This window comes from Faecalibacter bovis, assembly GCF_017948305.1.
In the GTDB taxonomy this organism is placed as follows: domain Bacteria; phylum Bacteroidota; class Bacteroidia; order Flavobacteriales; family Weeksellaceae; genus Empedobacter; species Empedobacter bovis.
The window spans coordinates 595,673-618,280 of record NZ_CP072842.1 but is presented as its reverse complement, the minus strand read 5'-3'; the positions used below and the strand labels follow the sequence as shown (position 1 = coordinate 618,280).

Genomic DNA, 22,608 nt, shown 5'->3' with positions numbered 1-22,608 from the left:
GATTTTTTTATTAACCTTTAATTGCTGCAATTGCAGCTTCATAAGATGGTTCTTGAGCAATTTCAGGAACTTGTTCAGTATAAATCACTTCTCCATCAGGATTCACAACTACAACAGCACGGCTTAATAATCCAGCCAATGGTCCTTCAACCATTTTTACACCATAGTTATTAGCAAAGTCGTCTGATTTGTAATCTGCTAACGAAATTACATCATTTAATCCTTCAGCACCACAGAAACGAGCTTGTGCAAATGGTAAATCTTTAGAGATACATAATACTACAGTATTTTCTAAAGTTGATAATTCTTGATTAAAAGTACGAACAGATTGTGCGCAGATTCCTGTATCTACACTAGGAAATATATTTAATACAACGTATTTTCCTGCGTAATCTTTTAAAGATTTAGAACTTAAGTCAGATGCAGTTAATTCAAATTCAGGAGCATTTGTTCCTACTTTAGGCAACTCACCATTTGTGTGAATTGGATTTCCTTTAAATGTAATTTGAGCCATAATATTTTGATAATTTTTGGTATTTAAATCAGGATAAATTTAATCAAATTCTGAAGAGAATAAATTATCTTCGCAAGAAGATTAGATTTTACACACAAATAATTCACAAATATTATGCAACTTTCAAAGCGTCTACAAAATTTAAAACCTTCGGCTACAATTGCGATGTCTACAAAGGCAAGAGAATTAAAAGCGCAAGGATTAGACATTATTAGTTTAAGTATCGGGGAACCTGATTTTAATACGCCAGATTTCATTAAAGATGCTGCTAAAAAAGCATTAGACGAAAATTATACAGCTTATACACCAATTGCTGGTTATCCAGAATTAAAAGAAGCAATTATCACAAAATTTAAACGTGATAATAATATTGAGTACACTCAAAATCAAATTGTTGTTTCTACTGGAGCAAAACAATCGATTTATAATGTATTACAGGCTATTGTAGACGATGGTGATGAGGTTGTAATTCCAACGCCTTATTGGGTTTCTTACTCTGATATTGTTGAATTATCAGGTGGAACACCAGTTTTTGTTGAAGCGACTTTAGAAAATGATTTTAAAATTACGCCAGCACAATTAGAGGCTTCTATTACTGATAAAACAAAAGCGATTATATATTCTTCTCCTTGTAACCCTTCAGGATCGGTTTATACAAAAGAAGAATTACAAGGTTTAGCTACAGTTTTAGCAAAACACCCGAATGTAATTATTATATCTGATGAAATTTATGAACACATTGTTTACGGTGAAAAAAATGTAAGTATTGCATCTTTCCCAGAAGTTTACAACCAAACAGTTACTGTTAATGGATTAGCAAAAGCCTTTGCAATGACAGGTTGGAGAATTGGTTTCATCGGTGCACCAGCTTGGTTAGCAAAAGCATGTGAAACATTACAAGGTCAAGTTACTTCTGGAACAAATTCTATTGCACAGCGTGCAGCTATTACAGCTTTAGAAGCAGATCCGTCATCTGTAAAATACATGATTGATGCTTTTGCAGAACGTCGTGAGTTAATGATTGGTTGGGCGAAAGAAATTCCAGGTTTTAAAGTAAACGAACCAAAAGGAGCATTCTATTTATTCCCAGATGTATCTGAAACTTTCGGAAAAACATACAACGGGGTAACAATTAATAATGCAGATGATTTAGCATTATATATTTTAGAATATGCACAAGTAGCAATCGTTTCAGGTTCTGCATTTGGATCTAAAGAATGTATTCGTATTTCTTACGCGGCATCTGTAGAAGAATTACAAGAAGCAATGGCTCGTATTAAAAAGGCATTATCTTAATATTGTCTAAAGAAAATATTTAAAAAAACCTCAAACTTTTGTTTGAGGTTTTTTATTTTTAGTTGAATGAAAAATATAATTTTTAATTTTTTAGGTTTAATTATTACTGGATTTTTAGCCTACGGATTATCCTTTTATTGGATATTTTATGGATTGACCTTTACAAAAGGAGATAAGTATAATTTTGAAGTTTATTTTTTGACCTTTTTTATACTTATGATTTATATTTTACTGCTATTTTTTCTCTTCAAATTAATCAAAGAAGCTTCAAAATTCATTCAAACTGAAAAAAAATAAAAAATATTTTAAAATTTATTTTTTTGTACATCAATTAATTAGCCTTTTAGAGCCAGAAAACTTAAAAAATATTTCAAAAAAGATTTGGTATAGTCCGAAATATGCTCTTATATTTGCACCACTAAAAACAAGGCGAGGTAGCTCAGATGGTTAGAGCGCAGGATTCATAACCCTGAGGTCGGCAGTTCGATTCTGCTCTTCGCTACGACCTCAAAAGCAGATTCATTACGAATCTGCTTTTTTTTTTGATGAAATATTAACAGTGTTCTGACGATAATCATCATTTAAATCGTTCAATTTCACTAAATTTGCGATCAATTTAGTCGTATTCTAAATAAGTTTTAAACAAAATGATTCAAACAGATATAATTATTATCGGTGCTGGACCAACAGGATTATTCGCTGTGTTCGAAGCAGGTTTATTAAAATTAAGATGTCACATTATAGATGCGTTACCTCAACCAGGAGGTCAGTTAGCAGAGTTATATCCTAAAAAACCTATTTTCGATATTCCAGGTTATCCATCAGTTGGTGCAGGAGAATTAATTGATAATTTGATGGAACAAATTAAACAATTTGAGCCAGGATTTACTTTAGCTGAACAAGCTACTACAATTGATAAACAAGAAGACGGTACTTTTATCGTTACTACAAATAAAGGAACGCAAGTTCATGGTAAAGCTGTTGCAATTGCAGGTGGTTTAGGTTCTTTCGAGCCTCGTAAACCTTTAATTGATAATTTAGCAGCTTACGAAGAAAAAGGAGTGGAGTATTTTGTGAAAAACCCAGAACAATTCCGCGACAAAAAAATTGTAATTGCTGGAGGAGGAGATTCAGCGTTAGATTGGTCTATTTTCTTAGCAGAAGTGGCTGCAGAGGTAACTTTAATCCATCGTCGTAACGAATTCCGTGGAGCTTTAGATTCTGTGGATAAAGTAATCGAATTAAAGAAACAAGGTAAAATCAACTTAATTACGCCAGCTGAGGTTGTCGGAATCAAAGGTGATGGAAAAGTTGAAGCTTTAGTGATCGAGAAAGAAGGTGAAACTTTTGATATCGATACAGATTATTTTATTCCGTTATTTGGTTTATCTCCAAAATTAGGTCCTATTGCAAATTGGGGATTAGAAATTGAGAAAAACGCGATTAAAGTGGATAACTCTTTAGATTATCAAACGAATATCGAAGGAATTTACGCGATTGGAGATGTAAATACATATCCAGGAAAATTAAAATTAATTTTATGTGGATTCCACGAAGCAACTTTAATGTGTCAATCAGTTTATAACAAATTAAACCCAGGAAAGAAATTTGTGTTAAAATATACAACAGTTTCTGGAGTGGATGGTTTTGACGGAACACGTAAAGAAGCTGAAAAAGCAGTTGTAAAAGCAATTGATTAATATCAATTTAAACATATCATAAAAGGAGCTCTTCGAGCTCCTTTTTTTATTGAGTTAATTATTTATAATCATATATTTGAGTTAATTAACACAATATATATAAAATGAAAAAAATAATATTTTCGGCTTTTATATTATCTGGAGTATTTTCTAATGCCCAGAATTATACAAATATTAATCTGGAACTATATAATGATGGATCTGACAATGCAGAATCAAAGCCTAATAATTTCTTGAAATTAGGAAACAAAATGGTTTTTGAAGCGAATAATTATGATACTCATTTATATTCTCATGAAAATGGAGTATTTAATTCGGTTAAAAGAACGCATGATGGCATCGAAATACATGATTTTAAAGTACTTATTCCTAAAAACGATAATGAGTTATATTTTATAGGAAGAATTAGAAACGGAAATAATTATACACTAAATGTATTTCATACAGGGCTTACTAATGAAACGACTCGTTGGTTACAGGAAGTAGAAGGTCCTGATCAGTTTACGGTGGTTAATGAAAAGTTATATTACGTAGATAAAGGTGAGTATAGGAATAATGCGACTGCTATCTCTTATAGTGATGGTACTTTAGAAGGTACTGGAACATTGGATACAGAATTACCACTTTCGAAAATTTATGATTTAAAAAGCTACAATAATCAACTTTATTTTAGTGCTAAAATAAATACGATTTCCCAAGTATTTAAACTTTCTTCGACTGGAGAAATTGTTCAACTAACCAATTTTACGGATGAAAATTTTACGATTCATGATTATATTGTAAAAGATGAATCTATTGAATTGATAAATACGATTGGAAACACAATTAACAATCAAGTTGTGGTTAGTGATTGTATTGATGGAAATTGTACAACAATAGCAACTCAGAATAACCAAAGAAGTCGTTTTACTAGTGAATCAAACAATAAAAATATCATAAAACTAGATGATGATATTTTTTATGTTATGGCGCAGATGGATAATGGTGATTTCTCTGAGTTAGATTTTTTTAGAATCACATCCAATACTTTAATTCCTTTGGAGTTTGTGCGTACAGGTTTTACGATAAATCCAGATGTGTCAAAAATTTTTGATCCTGTTAAATTAAATAACGAATGGTTTATTCCGACAGTTGGTATTCATAGTTTGATAAAAATTAAAGACAATAAAACGCATTTAATTGTTGATGAATATCGAAATACATATGGGAGTACTATTGTATCAACACCAAATCATATATACATTGGAGGAGATAGCTATATTTATAAAAGTGATGGAACCAGAGGAGGAACCACTATGGTAACAGCATATTTTACTTATGCGAATTCGGATGTATATGAAATGAAAAGAAATCTTATAGGATTTGATGGTGAAAATATTTTTTATCAAAAAGATAATGTTAATGTAGGTTATGAACCATGGATCTATAATACAATTACAGGAGAACATCGTTTATTTGAGGATATTAATTTAAAAGGGAATTTTGTAATTCGTCAATTTAAGAATAGAGGAAATCACCTTTTGGCTACATTAGGAAACTTAGAACTTTTAAAAATTTCTCATCCAAATATTCAAATTGAAAGATTTCCCTTTTCATTGCAATTAAATAGTTCAAGTTTTAGTCAATATTCGACTAAATATAAAAATAAAAATAATGTCAATTATTATATCCATGAAGATGAAGTTAATAGTAGTCATCACAGTGTTTATAAGGAAAATTTAGCGACAAACACCTACGATTTATTATATAGAAACCAACGTTACTATCAAGACTTTGGTTTTATGGAAGCTGATATTTACGGTGAATATTTTTATTTTAAAGGAGAGAATCCACAGACGACAGGGAAATTTAAATTATATTTTAATCCATTAAATTCTACCGAAAATAACATTGTTTCAAATTTACCAAATGAACAAGATTATACGTTAACTGATTCTTTTTTAGGTTTATTTGAGTTGAATGGTGATTATTATTTTTCTGCTTCAGGAACGAATAACGGAACCTTAATGCGTACAAATTTAGGAGGTCCTACTGCCGAAATTGCACATCAATTTAGACAAGGAACTGATATAAATAAATCCCGAATTTTAGCTAAAATTAATGGTGAATTAATCGTTAATTATAATCAGAATTTATATAAATACAATGGTGTTAGTATGAATCAGTATAATGAAGGAAATGGATTTGACTATTATTCAGAAAATGAAATTACGGGTTTAAATCAAGCTGTTTTTAACGATAAAATGTTAGTTTATAAAAATACTAATTTAACAGGTATTTACGAAGTTTGGATAGTTGATGATACAGAATCTGTGAATCTTGACTTGTTTACTACATCAAAAAAAATGAATAAATTTATAAAATGTAACAACAAGGTTTATTTTGTAACTGATGATAATATTTTATACGAAACTGACGGAACAGCTAGTGGAACAATGCCAATTGATGCCTTAGATAATTCCTTAGCAAATAGAGACAATTCTGTTAGATGTATCAACGATAATTTATTTTTTATTAATACTTCTGAACTTAACACTTTTGGAGTTATTAATCAAGAAGGTCGTAGAGATTATCGTGTTACCGGTAATTATAAAACGTTATTAAGACAAACAACTAATCATATTCTTACTGATATTGAAGTATTGGATGATAAAATTTATGCAATTTTATCAACAAATCAAACAGGAAAACGATTGTTTTCTGGAGATGCGAATCAGTTAAATTTAACTAGTTTATCAACATCAGATTCTACCTCTGAAGATCCTGGAAAAAAGCAAACAAAATTAAAAATCTATCCAAATCCAGTGGGTAATGAATTAAACGTAAAGTTGAGCCAAAACGAAATTGTTAATACGATTGATATTGTTGATATGAACGGTAAGAGATTTAATAACCCAAACTATTCGATTTTAAATAATCAATTAAAAATATCAACAAATCAACTTTTAGAAGGTTTATATTTTATAAAAATTTCAACCGATAAATCAACTTATTCTAATCAATTTATAAAAAAATAACATGAAAAAATTATTTGCATTCCTTTTTGGGATTTCTTTTTTTGCATTAACAAATGCTCAAAATTCAGCGGTTGATTTTTATGTTCATGATTTAGATAAGAGTGAAGGAGTTATTTATAATAAGCTTAAATTTGGATCGACTTATAATTTCTTGATTGATCATTCTCATAATTTTTATTATATGGATCATCAACTTAAACGAACTACTCGAATTCCAATTCAACCATATTTTCTTTATACAGATAATATCATTAATGCCGATAATGAATTTTTCAGAATCAATTCTTCAGCTAGTCAATTGTCAAGAATTTTATTTGGAGGCTCAGAGGAAGTGATTATAGGAAATGTTTCAGGATTGAAAGAACTTGGAAGTTTTCAAGGGCAAAAATATATTTCTTTCGAACAAGGAGAGCGAACTAAATTTGGACGATTAGATAGAAATGGATTTCATGAATTAGTTACTACTCATGCTAGTTTATTTAAAAATAGCGAATTACACGATAACTATTTCATCTCACTTTATTATAACAAAGTAGTTGTTTATAATATATTAGATGGGACATCTTTTACTTATCCTTTTGTTTCAACATACACTTTTAATTCGTCAGAAAATCACGAAATTGCGTATTTTAATAATAAATTATACTTTAATACAGTTGATGTTGAACGTACATTGATAGGATTAAAATCGAATATTCTTGATCTTCGTACTAATACTGTTTCAGTTAATACAAGTTTCCAAAATTTATACACAAAAATTATAAAGGTTAATGATAAAGGTGTCTTTAAGATTAATCCAAACTCTACACGTTTACATGTAATTAATCCAGATGAATCAATACAAACAGTGGAATTGCCGTATGTGATTCCAGAAACAGATTTTTATCGTGAAAATTATATTGGTGATGATCGTTTGATTATAAAACATAATGGTGCTAGAGGCTATGTTGAAGTAAATGTGGCAACATATACGGCAACAAAACACGATGCTTTAGAAGGAGTTTCAACTCCAATCGCAATTAGTGGGGACGAAATATATTATTTACGTAATAATAAATTATATATCTACAATGCAGTTACAAGAGTAAGTACATTATATAGTGATGAATTATCTGTAATAAAAATTTTTGAAAAAAATGGTGATGAAATTTTTATTAATGCATCATTACCAAAAACTGGTTATGAAATGTATTCTATAAATGTTAATACTAAAGATTTAACTTTTTATGGAGATGCGAATAACGAGCCTATAAGTTATCCGAAAAGATTTTATGATATTAATGGTAAAACTATTGTTTTAGGTATATTAAACGCATTTGTAACAGAAGGAACTCCTCAAAGTACTCGAATGTTAGAAAGTGATAATAATCTTGTTCACAATGATGAAGATCTCTCTTTAAAAGTGAATAACAATATTATCTTTTCATGTAAACCAATAGGAAGCCATGAGTATCAAAATGATTTATGTGTTATTGATGGAAATAATTTTGAGTTTAAGCAATTAAGTAATGATTCTAATAATAATGTAAAAGTTATAGATCTTTTAGCAGCTGGTGCTACAAAAGCTTATTTTATTGGAGAAACTCTTCAACACGGTAAAGAACTATGGGTTTCTGATGGTACCTTAAATGGTACTCGAATGGTAAAGGACATTACTTTAGGTGCTAATTCCACGGAAATTGAAATTTTATATAGTAAAGAAACTATTATTGGAGATAAATTTTATTTTATTAAAATTTATAGAATTGGTAATAATTTGCGAAAAGAATTATGGGTTTCTGACGGTACTTCTCAAGGAACATATAAATTAAAAGATATCACATCATTAACTACGTCAAGCTCGTATTTAACAGCATATTTAGTATCGGCGAAAGGAAATAATTTATTATTTACAAAACGAGATCCAAATATTCAAAATAGTAATTTAGGTTTATATCAACTTAATTTAGAAACTTTAGCAGAAACTAAATTATCCAATCTGAAAGATGATTATGGTTTTCGAGATATTGTTGTACAAGATGATAATATTTATTTTACTGAAAAAATTTCAATTTTTAATAATGGATTTTCAAGAATTAATGCTAGAACATTAGAAAAAAGAATTTACGAATCATCTTTTTTTGTAAGAGACGATACAAAAACAATAAGAGATTGTCAGGATTATATGTTGTATGATGATGGTGCTTTTGATTCTCAATTATTTGTTTTTAATAACAGAACAAATAGGAAACTACAACTTCCACATACATACGATCCGTACACTTTAACATCAATGTGTATTAATGGTCGTTTAGTTTTATCCGGGAATACGGATGGTATGGATTCACATTTTGTAACAATTTCAGACGATAGTTTTAATTTTCATCCTGTAACATTAAATGGAAATAGATATTCAAATCGTGTGAGTTTAATGTATTACAATGAATCGACGAATAAAATGTATTCGAGATCAGAGAGTGAAATTGTAGAAGCGGCAGGAGAATTATTAATAACTGATTTCGATCTAGAGCCTTTTACTTTGTCTTTGGCGAATTTAGATGATCCGAATAAAAAATCTTTAGTGTCTATTTATCCAAATCCGACTTCTAGAGAATTATTTATTTCTCCAAAAGATGTCACAATTTTAGATTATTCTATTTATGATTTAACGGGAAGAGAAATTAAATCATTTATTAATAAATCAGACGGAAATATTAAAATTGATGTTTCTGATTTTCTAAAAGGAATTTACATCATCAATGTAAATACAACTAAAGGAAAAGAATCAAAGAAATTAATTGTTAAATAAAAAAGGAGCTCATCGAGCTCCTTTTTTATTTATGAATATTCTTAATCTCCATCAATCAAACGTCCTAATCCACCTAAAATAGAACCTTCACCTTGCGATGATCCACCAGCTGATGGAGCATGAGCGATTATTCGATCCGCTAATCGGCTAAATGGTAACGACTGTACGTAAACAGTTCCAGGTCCGCGTAAAGTTGCAAAGAAAACACCTTCCCCACCGAATAAAGTATTTTTAATTCCACCAACAAATTCGATGTCGTAATCAACCGTTTGTTCAAAACCAACAATACAACCTGTATCTACTTTTAAAACTTCTCCTGGTTGTAAAACTTTTTTGTGTAATGTTCCTCCAGCGTGAATAAATGACATTCCATTTCCTTCTAATTTTTGCATAATGAAACCTTCTCCACCAAAAATACCAGTTCCAATTTTACGGTTAAATTCAATTCCAACCGAAACTCCTTTTGCAGCAGCTAAAAAAGCATCTTTTTGACAGATGAATTTACCATTAAACTCTTGCAAATCAATCGGAATAATTTTTCCTGGATAAGGTGAAGCAAAAGAAACTTTCTTTTTTCCTTGTCCATAATTCGTATAAGTGGTCATGAATAATCCTTCGCCCGTTAGCATACGTTTACCGGCATTCATCAATTTCCCGAAAATTCCTCCTGTTTGTTTTGAACCGTCACCGAAGATCGTCTCCATTTTAATACCATCTTCCATCATCATAAAGCTTCCAGCTTCGGCAATAACCGTTTCTTGCGGATCCAATTCGATTTCTACGAATTGCATTTCTTCTCCAAAAATTTCGTAATCTATTTCGTGTGCATTCATAACTTTTCAATTTTTATTGTTAGTAGCAAAAATGCACATTTTGTAACAAGAATTATTTTAAATTAATTCTAAAATTTACACAATCATTATAATCCTTTTTTAGTGGCTTAACTATTCTTATTTTTGTAAGAAGAATAAATGAAATGGCAGATATAAAAATTACTATTATAGATCGTGAAGGAGTTTCTCATGAAGTAGATGCTCCGACAGATATGAATATGAATGTGATGGAATTAGTTCGTGCATACGAATTAGCACCAGAAGGTACAATCGGTGTTTGTGGTGGTATGGCGATGTGTGCTTCTTGCCAATGTTACGTTCATACGCCAGAAGTAAATTTACCTGAAATGACACCAGACGAAGATGCTATGTTAGGAGAAGCATTCAATGTACAAGATAATTCTCGTTTAGGATGTCAGTTACATATCAATGAAGATATGGACGGATTGGTGGTAGAATTAGCGCCAGAATATTAATTATTGTGTTTTACGTAGTATGTGATACGATCTACGTGAACTTAATTTTGCGTTTACCGTAAGACGTAAAACGTAATACTTAAAACTTATTAAATGAATCAAGATAAAAGATTATTTCTTTTAGATGCTTATGCCTTAATTTTTAGAGGGTATTATGCATTCATCAAAAATCCACGCATCAATTCGAAAGGATTCAATACTTCTGCAGTAATGGGGTTTATGAATTCTCTTTTCGATGTTTTACGTCGCGAACAACCAACACATTTAGCTGTTGTTTTTGATGTTGGTGAAGCAACTGTTCGTACCGTTGATTATGCTGAATACAAAGGTAATCGTGACGAAACGCCAGAAGCAATCCGTGAAGGTGTTCCTGTAATTCAGGAATTATTGCACGCTTTAAAGATTCCAGTTTTATTTGCTGAAGGTTACGAGGCAGATGATGTCATTGGAACTTTAGCTAAAAAGGCAGAACAACACGGTTATGTAACATATATGGTGACGCCTGATAAGGATTTTGGGCAATTAGTTTCTGATAATATCAAAATGTATCGTCCACCTGCAAATGGAAAAGGCGTTGAGATTTGGGGTATCGAAGAAATCAAAGAAAAATTTGGTGTAGATGAACCAATCCAAGTGATTGATTATTTAGGAATGATGGGTGATGCTGTGGATAATATTCCAGGATTACCAGGAGTTGGAGCAAAAACAGCAAGTAAATACATCAAAGAATTTGGTTCGTTAGAAAATCTTTTAGCAAATACACATTTATTAAAAGGTAAGGCAAAAGAGAAAATCGAAGCGAATAAAGAATTAGGTCTTTTATCAAAGAAATTAGCAACAATTCTTATCGATGCGCCAGTTGATTTTGATGAAGAAGATTTATTAGTTTGTCCACCAGATTTAGATAAAGTAACGGAGTTATTTAATGAATTAGAATTCCGTCGTATGCTAGAAACGGTGTATAAAATCTATGGTTTAGATGCATCAGGAATTATTCAGGAAGCGCAAGAAGAAATCTCGAAAGCGTCTCAAGAAAATGTAGCTTCAGATCCAGCTGGACAACAGTCTTTGTTTGATTTTACTTCGGACAAAGAAATTGTTCCACAAAATTCGGTTTATACGAATGCTGCTTCAACCGATCATTTTTATCAATTAATTGATACGCCAAAAGCTAGAAATTTATTGATTAAAAAATTAAATGGTTTAACAGAATTTTGTTTTGATACAGAAACCACTTCATTAGAAGCGTTGGAAGCAGAATTGGTTGGAATCTCATTTTCTTACGAAAAAGGTAAAGGATATTACGTTCCGTTCCCTTCGGATTTTGATGCAGCTCAAGCATTAATCAATGAATTTAAAGATGTTTTAGAAAATGAATCAATAGCTAAAATTGGTCAAAATCTAAAATACGATATTAAAGTATTGGCAAAATATGGTGTGGAAGTGAAAGGAAATAACTTCGATACAATGATTGCGCATTACTTAATTAATCCTGATATGCGCCATAACATGGATGTTTTATCAGAAACATATTTGAATTATCAACCAATTAAAATCGAAGAATTAATCGGTAAAAAAGGAAAGAATCAAAAGGTTTTTAATGAGGTAGAATTAGATACGCAAACTGAATATGCAGTGGAAGATGCGGATATTACTTATCAATTAAAAACATTGTTTCAACCGGAATTGGTTAAGGCAAATACCTATAAATTATTTACAGATTTGGAAATGCCATTGATGCAAGTTTTAGCTGAAATGGAATTGGAAGGAATTAATTTAGATGTTCCATTCTTAAAAGAATTATCTGTTAAGCATCAAGCGAAATTAGAAGAATTAGAAGCTAAAATTCACGCAGATGCAGGTGAAGAATTTAATTTAAATTCGCCTCGTCAATTGGGTGAAATTTTATTTGATAAATTAGAATTAGATCCGAAAGCGAAAAAGACAAAAACAGGTCAATACGCAACAGGAGAAGAAGTAATTTCTAAATTAAAAGATAAACATCCGATTATCAATGATATTTTACAATATCGTCAGTTGCAAAAATTAAAATCGACTTATATTGATGCTTTACCAGAATTGGTAAATCCAAAAACAGGTCGTGTGCATACAACATATATGCAAACAGTTGCAGCAACAGGTCGTTTATCTTCAACAAATCCTAATTTACAGAATATTCCGATTCGTTCGGAAGAAGGACAACAAATTCGTAAAGCATTTGTGGCAAGAGATGAAAATCACGTGATTATTTCTGCCGATTATTCGCAAATAGAATTACGTTTAATCGCTCAAATGTCGCAAGATCCTGCGATGGTTGAGGCTTTTAAAAGTGGAGAAGATATTCACGCTTCAACGGCTGCCAAAGTTTTCAATGTCGCTTTAGATGAGGTAACGCGTGAACAACGTAGCCAAGCAAAAACGGTCAATTTTGGAATTATCTACGGGGTTTCTGCTTTTGGTTTAGCGGATCAAGCTAATGTTTCTCGTAAAGAAGCGAAAGAATTGATTGATGCTTATTATCAAACGTATCCAACGTTAAAATCGTACATCGAAAAACAAGTAGATATCGCACGAGAACAAGGTTTTGTAGAAACTTTGATGGGACGTCGTCGTTATTTGAAAGATATTAATTCGAGAAATGGAGTTGTTCGTTCGCACGCTGAAAGAAATGCTGTAAATGCACCAATCCAAGGTACAGCAGCAGATATCGTGAAAATGGCAATGATTGAAATTCAACGTGAATTGAAGAAAAACTTTAAAACAAAAATGCTTTTACAAGTGCATGATGAGTTAATTTTTGATGCGCCAAAAGATGAATTAGAAGCCGTATCAAAAATGATTAAGGAAAAGATGGAAGCAGCAGCTTCTTTCGATGTTCCTTTAATTGCCGAGGTTGGAGTAGGAGCCAACTGGTACGAAGCACATTAATCAAATTTTAAATAAATTAAAAATCCATGCTGAAAAGTATGGATTTTTTTATTTTAAGAATATTTAATAATTGATTAAAAATGTATATTTAGCGCACTAAAACTAAAATTCATGAAACAATTTTTACTATTATTTTTTCTAGTGTTTATGCAAGTTACAAGTTGGGCACAACAAATTGATCGTTTTCCAATTTATCCAGGTTGTGAAAGATATATGAAAGACAATCAAAAATTGAATGGATGTTTCCAAGAAAGATTAGCTGCAGATTTAAAATTATATACTAAAAATCCTATCAATAAAAAATCTGAAGAAAAAACTGAAATGGTTAAAATTTCTTTTGTTGTGGATCAGAAAGGATATATGAAAAATTTTGAATTAGTAGAAAGTGAGAGTGAGGAATCTTCTAAAAAATTAATGAAAAGATTGAATGAATTGGCTAAATATAACGAAGAAAAAAAGCGTAAAATTGAGCCTGCATCTTACAGAAAAAGACCTGTTCAGTTTAAAATTACATATGTAGGGTTACAGAATATTTAAAACTTACATATTTTTTGTAAATATAGTAAAGAAGCATATTCTTACATTTAAGAAATAGTTATATATTCGTCATAACCAACTAATATGTAACTGTATGAGAAATTTTTCTCTCGTTTTTATCATTCTTGTCTTGCTGATTTCTTGTAAAAAAGAAGTTGTTTTGGCAATAAATTCTCAAGAAGATTTAGATAAAAATATTACTAATTCTTATATCAAAGTAGCTTACGATACGGAAAGTCTTGACATGAAAACTTGTAATGATTTTTCGTTTGAATTTAAAGATGTGGAAGTGATAAAATTAAGTAAATCCGATTTTAATTCTATTTCTGAAGGATTGATAAAATCTAAATTAAATTCAAATCAAAACCTTTCTGGAGCAGATTTTTATGTGGAATACAGAGGGTATAAATTTTGTTTGAATCATTTGGGCAACATTATCCGAAATAATAGAAAAATGGAAGATAATCCTGAATTAGCGTATTTGATTAAAACTAAATCAAAATATTATAATCAGTTTTCTGAAGCTGATTTAGTAAAAAAAGATTCGCTAATAGCTTGGTATGATTTACCATTTAATCACAAATCTAACGACAGTATAGCCTTGCAAAATAAGATAGCAACTAAGAAAAATGTTATCCTTACATTTTAAAAATATTCAATAAAAATAAAAAATCCCGTTAAGAACGGGATTTTATTTTATTATAAAGGTTTTCTAACAACAGGTAGAATTTCGCCTTTTTCTAAACAATATTTTTCAACATCCGATGCCGGAATTTGTTTTGTGTAGTCTACTTGTTCTACAATAAAACCTGCATTTTCCAGACGTTTGTAATAATCCATTCCGTAAACACGAACGTGATCATATTGACCAAACTCGCGACGACGATCTTCTTTTGAAGTGATTGTAGGATCTTCGTAAGTAACTTCTCTCTGGTACGAAATAGGCACTTGTAAAATTCCCCAACCTCCTGGTTTCATTACTCTGAACAATTCAGACATTGCTTTTGCATCATCAGGAATATGCTCTAACACGTGATTACAGAAAATAACATCGTATGAATTATCTTCAAAAGGTAAATCACAAATATCAGCTTTTACATCAGCCAAAGGAGATTCTAAATCGCTGGTTGTATAATCTAAATGTTTTAAATTTCTGAAACGTTTGATAAACGATTGCTCGGGTGCGATATGTAAAACTTTAGCCGATTTCGTAAAAAAATCCGTTTCGTTTTTCAAATATAACCACATCAAACGGTGTCTTTCTAAAGAATAAGTTCCAGGAGAAAGTACATTATCACGTTGATTTTCGTAACCGTATGGTAATAAATTTTTGTACCCTTGATTATCAATTGGATCTACAAAACGATTCCCTCGCATGTACCAAACAATAAATGGTCGAACAATGTAACTTCCTTGGATTAACAAAGGACGTGGAACAATGTTCATGATTTTTTTAAATGCCGTTTTCACTAAAAGAAATTATAGCTTATGGTTTAAATAAAAATGGAGTTTCTTCGTCAGATACAATTCCTAATGCATCATAAATGTATTGGAATGTAGATAATAATTTTGGTTTCCCATCTACAACACAAACATCATGTTCGAAGTGTGCTGAATATTTATTATCACGAGTTGTAACTGTCCAACCATCTTTATGGAATTTAACTTTTTCAGTTCCCATATTTGTCATTGGTTCGATCGCTAAAACTAATCCGTTTTCAATTTTTTTACCAGTTCCTTTTTTTCCGTAATTTGGAACTTGAGGATCTTCGTGCATTTTACGACCTAAGCCATGTCCAACTAATTCTCGAACGATTCCGTAACCTTCTTTTTCACAATGAACTTGAATTGCGTTTCCGATATCGCCAATACGATTACCTTTTTGCATTTGCTCAATTCCTTTGTATAAAGATTCTTTCGTAACACGTAATAATTTTTCAGCTTCAGCATCAATTTCACCAACAGCAAAAGTATATGCGTGGTCACCGTAAAAATCATTCATGTACACACCACAATCTACAGAAAGAATATCGCCTTCTTGTATTGGTGTATCGTTTGGAATACCGTGAACAACTTGTTCGTTCGGAGAAATACATAAGTTTTTAGGAAAATCATACATTCCTAGAAATGCAGGATATCCACCGTTATCACGAATGAATTCACCGCCTAATTTATCTAAATAATTAGTAGTGATTCCTGGTTTGATTTCTTTTGCTAACATACCTAATGTTTTAGACACTAATTGTGCACTTAGGTACATTAATTCTAATTCTTCTTTACTTTTTAAATGTATCATAATCCAAAAAATCCTCTCTTTTTTTTCTTACGCACAGGTTCTGTACCATGCTCGTGAAGAGAAAATTCTATTTTTTTTGTTATAATTTGATAAACTTCGCCCCAACCAGGGAATCCACCTAAATTTCTATCGTCAATAAAAATATCAGCATTAATTTTTCGACTTGCTTTAGATTCGTCAAAATCTTCACCTATAAAACTGTTGTTAATTCCGTAGAATTCAATCCCATTATTAGTACAAAATTCAACAGCTTCTTCTAAAGCTTTTCCACTTCTGTAAGTCCAAAGCGTTAAACGATATCCGTCGTTTTGTAATTGTTTTAAAGTTTCGAAAGCAAATAATTTTGGTTTTCCAATTGCAGGATATTTATCATCTACAATGGTTCCGTCAAAATCAACAGCGATAATTTTATTAGTCATACTTATTAGGTTTAGTTATGTCTATATTTAGTTTTTTTCTACAATAATGTTTCCAGTCATTTCTGATGGAATCTCAATTCCCATTAAGGTAAGGATTGTCGGTGCAATATCTCCTAATTTTCCATGAGAAACGTTCCATTCATTTTCTTTTTGAGCTAAAATAAAAGGAACTTGGTTTGTTGTATGTTGCGTATTTGGCGATCCATCTTCATTTTGCATAAAATCTGAATTTCCATGATCTGCAAGAATTACAACTTTATAATTTTTTTCAATTGCTAACGTAACAATTTTTTCTGTACAAGAATCTACAACTTCAGCTGCTTTTATAGCGGCTTCCATTACACCTGTATGTCCAACCATATCTGTGTTTGCAAAATTTAAACAGATAAAATCAGCTGATTCATTTTCAATTTCAGGTAATATTGCATTGGTAATATCATACGCTGCCATTTCTGGCTTTAAATCGTAAGTTGCAACATCGCGAGGAGAAGCACATAAAATACGTTTCTCACCAATAAATTCTTTTTCTCGTCCTCCAGAAAAGAAGAATGTAACGTGTGGATATTTTTCAGTTTCAGCAATTCTGATTTGCTTTTTACCTGCAGTTTCCAAAACTTCACCTAAAGTGTTTTTTACATTACTATCGCTAAATAAAACTTCAACATTTTGATATGTTTCGTCATATTGCGTCATTGTAATGTATTTCACATTTAATGGTTGCATGTTATATTCAGGATAAGCTTGCTGAGTTAAAACTTCCGTAATTTCTCGACCTCTATCTGTTCTGAAATTAAAGCAAAGTACAACGTCGCCTTCTTCTATTTTAGCGATTGGTTCGTATTTTTCATCAGATACGATAATTGGCTGAATAAATTCGTCTGTAATATCTTTCTCGTAAGAATCTTCAATGGCTTGTAAAGGATAAGCAGTTTTTAAACCTTCTGCATTAACCATTGCATCATAAGCAAGTTTTACACGTTCCCATCTTTTGTCACGATCCATGGCATAATATCTTCCTGTAATAGAAGCTAATTTCCCAGTTGATTGCTCCATATGTTGCAAAAGATCTGAAATGAATCCTAAACCAGATTTAGGATCACAATCACGACCATCTGTAAATGCATGTACAAATACATTTTCGTTAAGCCCAGCTTTATTAGCGGCATCTAAAAGACCTTTTAGATGATTGATGTGAGAATGAACTCCACCATCGGATACTAAGCCGATAAAATGAACTTTTTTATTGTTATTTAATGCATAATCAAAAGCGTTTTTCAAGATAGGTTCTTCTAAAAAAGTACCATTTGTAACAGCCATATTAATGCGAACTAAATTCTGAAAAATTACACGTCCAGCACCTAAATTAATATGACCAACTTCTGAATTTCCCATTTGACCATCTGGTAAACCAACGGCCGAACCAAATGTATCTAAAGTGTTGTGAGGGAAACGAGAGTAACAACTATCTATAAAGGGTGTTTTTGCTTGGTCGATGGCAGAAACTTTTGGGTTTGTTCCAATTCCCCAACCATCAAGGATCATTAAAATAACTTTGTTGTTCATTGTGTGTTTGAAAATAAAGCCCAAAGTTACAAAACTTTGGGCTTTAATAAGGTATTTTAATTGGCAACTTCACTGATGAATTTGATACGCATTAAACGTAATTCTTCTTCATCATAATCGTCACCAAACTCTTTTAATAATGTTGACATCGAATCAGATTCTGCATCCATTAAAAAGTCATAAATTTCTTCTTGTTGGTCTTCATCTAAAATTTCTTCGATGTAGTAATCGATGTTTAATTTTGTCCCTTGGTAAACGATGGCTTCCATTTCTGAAAGTAAATCAGACATTGATAAGTTTTTGGCTTCTGCAACATCTTCCAAGTTTAATTTTCTGTCTGTAGATTGGATAATGTAAACTTTGTGACTTGATTTGTCAGCAACTTGTTTAATAACCATATCGTCTGGACGAATGATGTTATTATCTTCTACATAACGAGCGATAAATTCAACAAAATCTTTACCGAATTTCTGTGCTTTACCTTCACCAACCCCGAATACGTTTGTTAATTCTTTGATTGAAGTAGGGTATTGCATTGTCATATCATCTAAACTTGTGTCTTGAAAAACAGCAAAAGGTGGAATGTTATGTTTTTTTGAAATCTTCTTACGAAGTTCTTTTAATTGTTTTAATAAATTATCATCAAAAGCGGCAGGAGCAGAAGTAACTTCTTCTTTATCTACACCACCTTCCATTAATAATTTTTTGAAATCAACGTCTTCGGCAATTTTAAAAGAAGTTGGGTTAGAAATAAATTCTTTCCCCTCTTTAGTTACTTTTAAAGTTCCGTAAGTTTCAATTTCTTTTTCTAATAAAGAATGAACGATTAATTGGCGTAAAATTGATTTCCAGTAATAATCTTCTTTACTTTTTCCGATACCGAAGAAATCTTCGTTTTGTAAATTGTAAGATTTAGTAACTGAAGTTTCTTTCCCAACTAATACATTAACGACATCGTTAAGTTTTAATTTTTGACTCGTTTTTAAAATGATATCCAAAGCTGTTAAAGCATCATCTTTTGCTTCAATCATTTTCTTTGGATTACGCATGTTGTCATCCATCATAGCTCCAGCACCATCCGTTTCGTCAAATTCTTCTCCGAAATAATGTAGTAAAAATTTACGACGCGACATAGAAGTTTCAGCATAAGCAACAACTTCTGATAGTAATTGCATACCAACTTCACGTTCTGCAACGGGTTTACTTGCCAAGAATTTTTCTAACTTTTCAATATCCTTGTAATCGTAGAAAGCAACGCAATGACCTTCGCCACCATCACGACCAGCGCGACCAGTTTCTTGGTAATAACTTTCTAAAGATTTAGGCATATCGTAATGAATTACAAAACGAACATCAGGCTTATCGATTCCCATTCCAAAAGCAATAGTTGCAACAACGACACTTGCATCTTCCATCAAAAACATGTCTTGATGTTTGCTACGAGTTTTCGCATCTAAACCAGCGTGGTATGGGATAGCATTAATTCCGTTTACTTGTAACAGTTGAGAAAACTCTTCAACTTTCTTACGGCTTAAGCAGTAAATTACTCCAGATTTTCCTTCGTTTTGTTTAATAAACTTAACGATTTCTTTATCTTGATTTACTTTTGGACGAACTTCATAAAACAAATTCGTACGGTTAAAAGAATCTTTGAAAACTTTAGCTGTTTGCATTCCTAAAGTTTTTTGAATATCCTCTTGCACTTTAGGTGTTGCAGTAGCAGTTAAAGCTATGATTGGAGCGTCTCCAATTTTGTTTATGATTGCTTTTAAATTTCTATATTCTGGACGGAAATCATGTCCCCATTCTGAAATACAGTGCGCTTCATCAATAGCAAAAAAAGAAATTTCCACAGACTTGAAAAAGTCAATGTATTCCTCTTTTGTTAAAGATTCTGGTGCTACATAAAGCATTTTTGTGATACCATTTTTGATATCAGTCATTACTGTTTTAGTTTCTGACTTGTTCAAAGAAGAATTTAAAACGTGAGCGATTCCATCATTTTCAGAAATCCCACGAATTGCATCGACTTGATTTTTCATTAGTGCAATTAAAGGTGAAACGATAATTGCAACTCCATCTGACATTAGTGCCGGTAATTGATAACATAATGACTTACCTCCTCCGGTAGGCATTAAAACGAAAACATCTTCTTTGTTTAATAAAGATGTAATAATTTCATGTTGCTGTCCCTTAAATTGGTCGAAACCAAAATATTTTTTAAGATAAGATGTTAAGTTCTTCGAAGTGGCTTCCATCTACACAAAAGACTAAAATTAATATTATAAATTAAATAGTTCCTATATTTGACCTTTGATTTAACTCTTCAATAATTATTTCATTGAATTAGAGTTAAAAAAGGAGGTTAAAGATACGGAAAAAAATAAAAACAGACATACTTTTTGTTTTGGAAAGAAGAGATTTTATAGAAATAGCTCAAAAAGTTTTTCAAGAAGAGATTTTAGAGTTACAAGCAATTGCATCTAGATTGAACGATAGTTTTGTTGATGCGGTACAAGCGATATATAATACGAAAGGGAAATTGGTGATTGTTGGAGTAGGGAAAAGTGCACATATTGCGAATAAAATGGTTGCGACTTTAAACTCGACAGGAACTCCATCACAATTCTTACATGCTTCGGAAGCAATTCACGGAGATTTAGGATTGTTGCAAAAGGAAGATGTTGTGATTTGTATTTCTAAAAGTGGAAATACGCCCGAAATTACTTATTTAGCTCCTATTTTAAAACAATATTCATCTTGTTTAATTGGTTTAACGGCAAATTTAAAATCAGAATTAGCTAAAAATTCAGATATTGTTTTAGACGTTAACGTTTCTAAAGAAGCATGCTTGGTAAATTTAGCACCAACTTCTTCTACAACAGCACAACTGGTTATGGGTGATGCTTTGGCGGTTGCTTTAATGAAAATGCGTCAATTTAAATCGGAAGATTTTGCGAAATTTCATCCGGGTGGAGCATTAGGAAAAAGATTGCTTTGGACAGTTGAAAATATTGTTGATCCAAATAAACGTCCGTTTGTAAATCCAGATTCTTCTATAGTTGATGTTATTAATTCTTTGACATCTGGTAAACATGGTATTACAGTTGTTTTAGAAGATGAAAAAATTCTAGGAGTTGTTACTGATGGTGATTTACGTCGTATGTTGTTAAAATATCAGGATTTTAGTACGTTAACAGCTAAAGATATTGCAACAATGTCGCCTAAAACGATTAATAAAGATGAAAAAGCACGCGTTGCTTTAGATACATTAAGACAGAATAGTATTGGCCAATTAGTTGTTGTAGATGAAAATGACAATTATTTTGGTATTCTAGATATTCACTCAATTTTAAACGAAGGAATTGAATAATATGGCGGCAAGCGGAAAAACAGACATGTCTTTTTTAGCACATATAGGAGAATTAAGAGGAAATCTAATTCGTTCTGTTATTGCTGTTGTTTTAACATCAATTGGTGTTGCTTTTTTTTGGGACGAATTGGTCGAATATGTAATTATGGCTCCTTTAAAATCAACATTTCCAACTTTTGACTGGTTTAATGCATTTGGTCAATTAACTGGATTTGGTGTGATTTATAAAGAATCATTTGATATTTCAAAAGATTTAACCAATCTTAATCCATCAGGACAAATTACCTCTCAATTTTTTGCAATTATTGTTTGTGGAGTAATTTTAGCAATTCCATATATTATTTATGAGTTATGGAAATTTATTAGTCCAGCTTTAAAAGATTCTGAAAGAAAATATGCAGGAGCTACAATTTTAGCTGTTTCCTTCTTTTTTATATTAGGAGTTTTATTCAGTTACTTTTTGTTGATTCCTCTTTGTACACAATTTTTATTCACATATGATCCATTTAATGTAGGTAATACATGGACATTACCAAGTTATATCGACTTGTTTGTACAATTATTATTATCAATGGGATTAATGTTTTTATTACCTGTATTTGTTTATTTCTTAACAAGTATTGGTGTTCTAACGCCAATGTTCTTAAGAACATATAGAAAACATGCGTTTATAGTTGTGTTGGTAATTGCAGCTGCAATTACACCTAATGATTTGTATAGTATGATTTTGGTTACTATTCCACTTTGGATATTGTATGAATTCAGTATTTTAGTGTCAAATAGAGTGTATAATAATCAATTAGAAGCAGAGTCGAGAGAGATCGTTAAGAAATAATCTTTATTATGCTTACATAATAAAATAAATTAA

At 31.2% G+C, this 22,608-nt stretch carries 17 protein-coding genes and 1 tRNA gene; 11 read left to right on the top strand and 7 right to left on the bottom strand.

Annotated elements, in window-relative coordinates; genetic code table 11:
• Positions 1-10: 10 nt before the first annotated feature.
• The gene (gene tpx, locus J9309_RS03035) at positions 11-514 is read right to left on the bottom strand and encodes a thiol peroxidase (protein WP_230476967.1); all 504 of its coding nucleotides are present in this window, start codon (positions 512-514) and stop codon (positions 11-13) included.
• Between the two features lie 114 nt (positions 515-628).
• Between tpx and J9309_RS03030 the strand changes: the two genes are divergently transcribed.
• From J9309_RS03030 to J9309_RS03010, 5 genes are all read left to right on the top strand, one after another.
• Positions 629-1,810 carry a pyridoxal phosphate-dependent aminotransferase gene (locus J9309_RS03030; protein ID WP_230476966.1) on the top strand — a complete coding sequence of 394 codons (1,182 nt, stop codon included), beginning with the start codon at positions 629-631 and terminating at the stop codon, positions 1,808-1,810.
• 428 nt (positions 1,811-2,238) lie between these two features.
• A tRNA-Met gene (locus J9309_RS03025) sits at positions 2,239-2,312 on the top strand.
• A 145-nt stretch (positions 2,313-2,457) separates the two neighbouring features.
• A complete protein-coding gene (locus J9309_RS03020) occupies positions 2,458-3,510 on the top strand; it encodes an NAD(P)/FAD-dependent oxidoreductase (RefSeq protein ID WP_230476965.1) in 1,053 nt (350 codons plus the stop codon).
• A gap of 104 nt (positions 3,511-3,614) precedes the next feature.
• Positions 3,615-6,527 (top strand): T9SS type A sorting domain-containing protein, encoded by a 2,913-nt coding sequence (locus J9309_RS03015; RefSeq protein WP_230476964.1) that lies wholly within the window; start codon positions 3,615-3,617, stop codon positions 6,525-6,527.
• A gap of 1 nt (position 6,528) precedes the next feature.
• A complete protein-coding gene (locus tag J9309_RS03010; RefSeq protein WP_230476963.1) occupies positions 6,529-9,315 on the top strand; it encodes a T9SS type A sorting domain-containing protein in 2,787 nt (928 codons plus the stop codon).
• A 41-nt stretch (positions 9,316-9,356) separates the two neighbouring features.
• Here J9309_RS03010 and J9309_RS03005 read toward each other — a convergent pair whose 3' ends face one another.
• Positions 9,357-10,148, bottom strand: a complete 792-nt coding sequence (locus J9309_RS03005; RefSeq protein ID WP_230476962.1) for a TIGR00266 family protein — start codon at positions 10,146-10,148, stop codon at positions 9,357-9,359.
• Positions 10,149-10,291: 143 nt separating this feature from the next.
• Between J9309_RS03005 and J9309_RS03000 the strand changes: the two genes are divergently transcribed.
• From J9309_RS03000 to J9309_RS02985, 4 genes are all read left to right on the top strand, one after another.
• Positions 10,292-10,624: a 2Fe-2S iron-sulfur cluster-binding family protein gene (locus tag J9309_RS03000; protein WP_230476961.1), complete on the top strand. Its 333-nt coding sequence runs from the start codon at positions 10,292-10,294 to the stop codon at positions 10,622-10,624.
• Between the two features lie 93 nt (positions 10,625-10,717).
• Positions 10,718-13,552, top strand: a complete 2,835-nt coding sequence (gene polA / locus J9309_RS02995; protein ID WP_230476960.1) for a DNA polymerase I — start codon at positions 10,718-10,720, stop codon at positions 13,550-13,552.
• A gap of 111 nt (positions 13,553-13,663) precedes the next feature.
• Positions 13,664-14,089, top strand: a complete 426-nt coding sequence (locus J9309_RS02990) for a hypothetical protein (protein ID WP_230476959.1) — start codon at positions 13,664-13,666, stop codon at positions 14,087-14,089.
• 94 nt (positions 14,090-14,183) lie between these two features.
• The gene (locus tag J9309_RS02985) at positions 14,184-14,738 is read left to right on the top strand and encodes a hypothetical protein (RefSeq protein WP_230476958.1); all 555 of its coding nucleotides are present in this window, start codon (positions 14,184-14,186) and stop codon (positions 14,736-14,738) included.
• A 50-nt stretch (positions 14,739-14,788) separates the two neighbouring features.
• On the opposite strand, the gene J9309_RS02980 is transcribed toward J9309_RS02985, so the two are convergent.
• From J9309_RS02980 to recQ, 5 genes are read right to left on the bottom strand one after another with little or no spacing between them, the layout of a single operon-like run.
• Complete coding sequence (locus tag J9309_RS02980; RefSeq protein ID WP_230476957.1) at positions 14,789-15,535, bottom strand: class I SAM-dependent methyltransferase; 747 nt, start codon at positions 15,533-15,535, stop codon at positions 14,789-14,791.
• A gap of 40 nt (positions 15,536-15,575) precedes the next feature.
• Positions 15,576-16,385, bottom strand: a complete 810-nt coding sequence (gene map, locus J9309_RS02975) for a type I methionyl aminopeptidase (RefSeq protein WP_230476956.1) — start codon at positions 16,383-16,385, stop codon at positions 15,576-15,578.
• Positions 16,382-16,804 carry a BT0820 family HAD-type phosphatase gene (locus J9309_RS02970; RefSeq protein WP_230476955.1) on the bottom strand — a complete coding sequence of 141 codons (423 nt, stop codon included), beginning with the start codon at positions 16,802-16,804 and terminating at the stop codon, positions 16,382-16,384. The genes map and J9309_RS02970 overlap by 4 nt, the downstream gene beginning before the upstream one ends.
• A 27-nt stretch (positions 16,805-16,831) precedes the next feature.
• Entirely contained in the window at positions 16,832-18,367 is a 1,536-nt protein-coding gene (gene gpmI / locus J9309_RS02965; RefSeq protein ID WP_230476954.1) for a 2,3-bisphosphoglycerate-independent phosphoglycerate mutase, read from the bottom strand.
• Between the two features lie 56 nt (positions 18,368-18,423).
• On the bottom strand, positions 18,424-20,625 hold the full coding sequence (gene recQ, locus J9309_RS02960) for a DNA helicase RecQ (RefSeq protein WP_230476953.1): 2,202 nt from the start codon (positions 20,623-20,625) through the stop codon (positions 18,424-18,426).
• A gap of 149 nt (positions 20,626-20,774) precedes the next feature.
• Here recQ and J9309_RS02955 point away from each other — a divergent pair, with 149 nt between their 5' ends.
• Together J9309_RS02955 and tatC are read left to right on the top strand one after the other, a co-directional pair.
• A complete protein-coding gene (locus J9309_RS02955) occupies positions 20,775-21,740 on the top strand; it encodes a KpsF/GutQ family sugar-phosphate isomerase (protein ID WP_230476952.1) in 966 nt (321 codons plus the stop codon).
• 1 nt (position 21,741) lies between these two features.
• On the top strand, positions 21,742-22,575 hold the full coding sequence (gene tatC / locus J9309_RS02950; RefSeq protein WP_230476951.1) for a twin-arginine translocase subunit TatC: 834 nt from the start codon (positions 21,742-21,744) through the stop codon (positions 22,573-22,575).
• The last annotated feature ends 33 nt before the right edge of the window (positions 22,576-22,608 follow it).

Coding starts and splice junctions, on each gene's coding strand:
- gpmI (WP_230476954.1), bottom strand. CDS start 18,367: ATGAACAACAAAGTTATTTTAATGATCCTTGATGGTTGGGGAATTGGA.
- J9309_RS02990 (WP_230476959.1), top strand. CDS start 13,664: ATGAAACAATTTTTACTATTATTTTTTCTAGTGTTTATGCAAGTTACA.
- recQ (WP_230476953.1), bottom strand. CDS start 20,625: ATGGAAGCCACTTCGAAGAACTTAACATCTTATCTTAAAAAATATTTT.
- polA (WP_230476960.1), top strand. CDS start 10,718: ATGAATCAAGATAAAAGATTATTTCTTTTAGATGCTTATGCCTTAATT.
- tatC (WP_230476951.1), top strand. CDS start 21,742: ATGGCGGCAAGCGGAAAAACAGACATGTCTTTTTTAGCACATATAGGA.
- J9309_RS03030 (WP_230476966.1), top strand. CDS start 629: ATGCAACTTTCAAAGCGTCTACAAAATTTAAAACCTTCGGCTACAATT.
- J9309_RS03015 (WP_230476964.1), top strand. CDS start 3,615: ATGAAAAAAATAATATTTTCGGCTTTTATATTATCTGGAGTATTTTCT.
- tpx (WP_230476967.1), bottom strand. CDS start 514: ATGGCTCAAATTACATTTAAAGGAAATCCAATTCACACAAATGGTGAG.
- map (WP_230476956.1), bottom strand. CDS start 16,385: ATGATACATTTAAAAAGTAAAGAAGAATTAGAATTAATGTACCTAAGT.
- J9309_RS02985 (WP_230476958.1), top strand. CDS start 14,184: ATGAGAAATTTTTCTCTCGTTTTTATCATTCTTGTCTTGCTGATTTCT.
- J9309_RS02980 (WP_230476957.1), bottom strand. CDS start 15,535: ATGAACATTGTTCCACGTCCTTTGTTAATCCAAGGAAGTTACATTGTT.
- J9309_RS02970 (WP_230476955.1), bottom strand. CDS start 16,804: ATGACTAATAAAATTATCGCTGTTGATTTTGACGGAACCATTGTAGAT.
- J9309_RS03005 (WP_230476962.1), bottom strand. CDS start 10,148: ATGAATGCACACGAAATAGATTACGAAATTTTTGGAGAAGAAATGCAA.
- J9309_RS03010 (WP_230476963.1), top strand. CDS start 6,529: ATGAAAAAATTATTTGCATTCCTTTTTGGGATTTCTTTTTTTGCATTA.
- J9309_RS03020 (WP_230476965.1), top strand. CDS start 2,458: ATGATTCAAACAGATATAATTATTATCGGTGCTGGACCAACAGGATTA.
- J9309_RS03000 (WP_230476961.1), top strand. CDS start 10,292: ATGGCAGATATAAAAATTACTATTATAGATCGTGAAGGAGTTTCTCAT.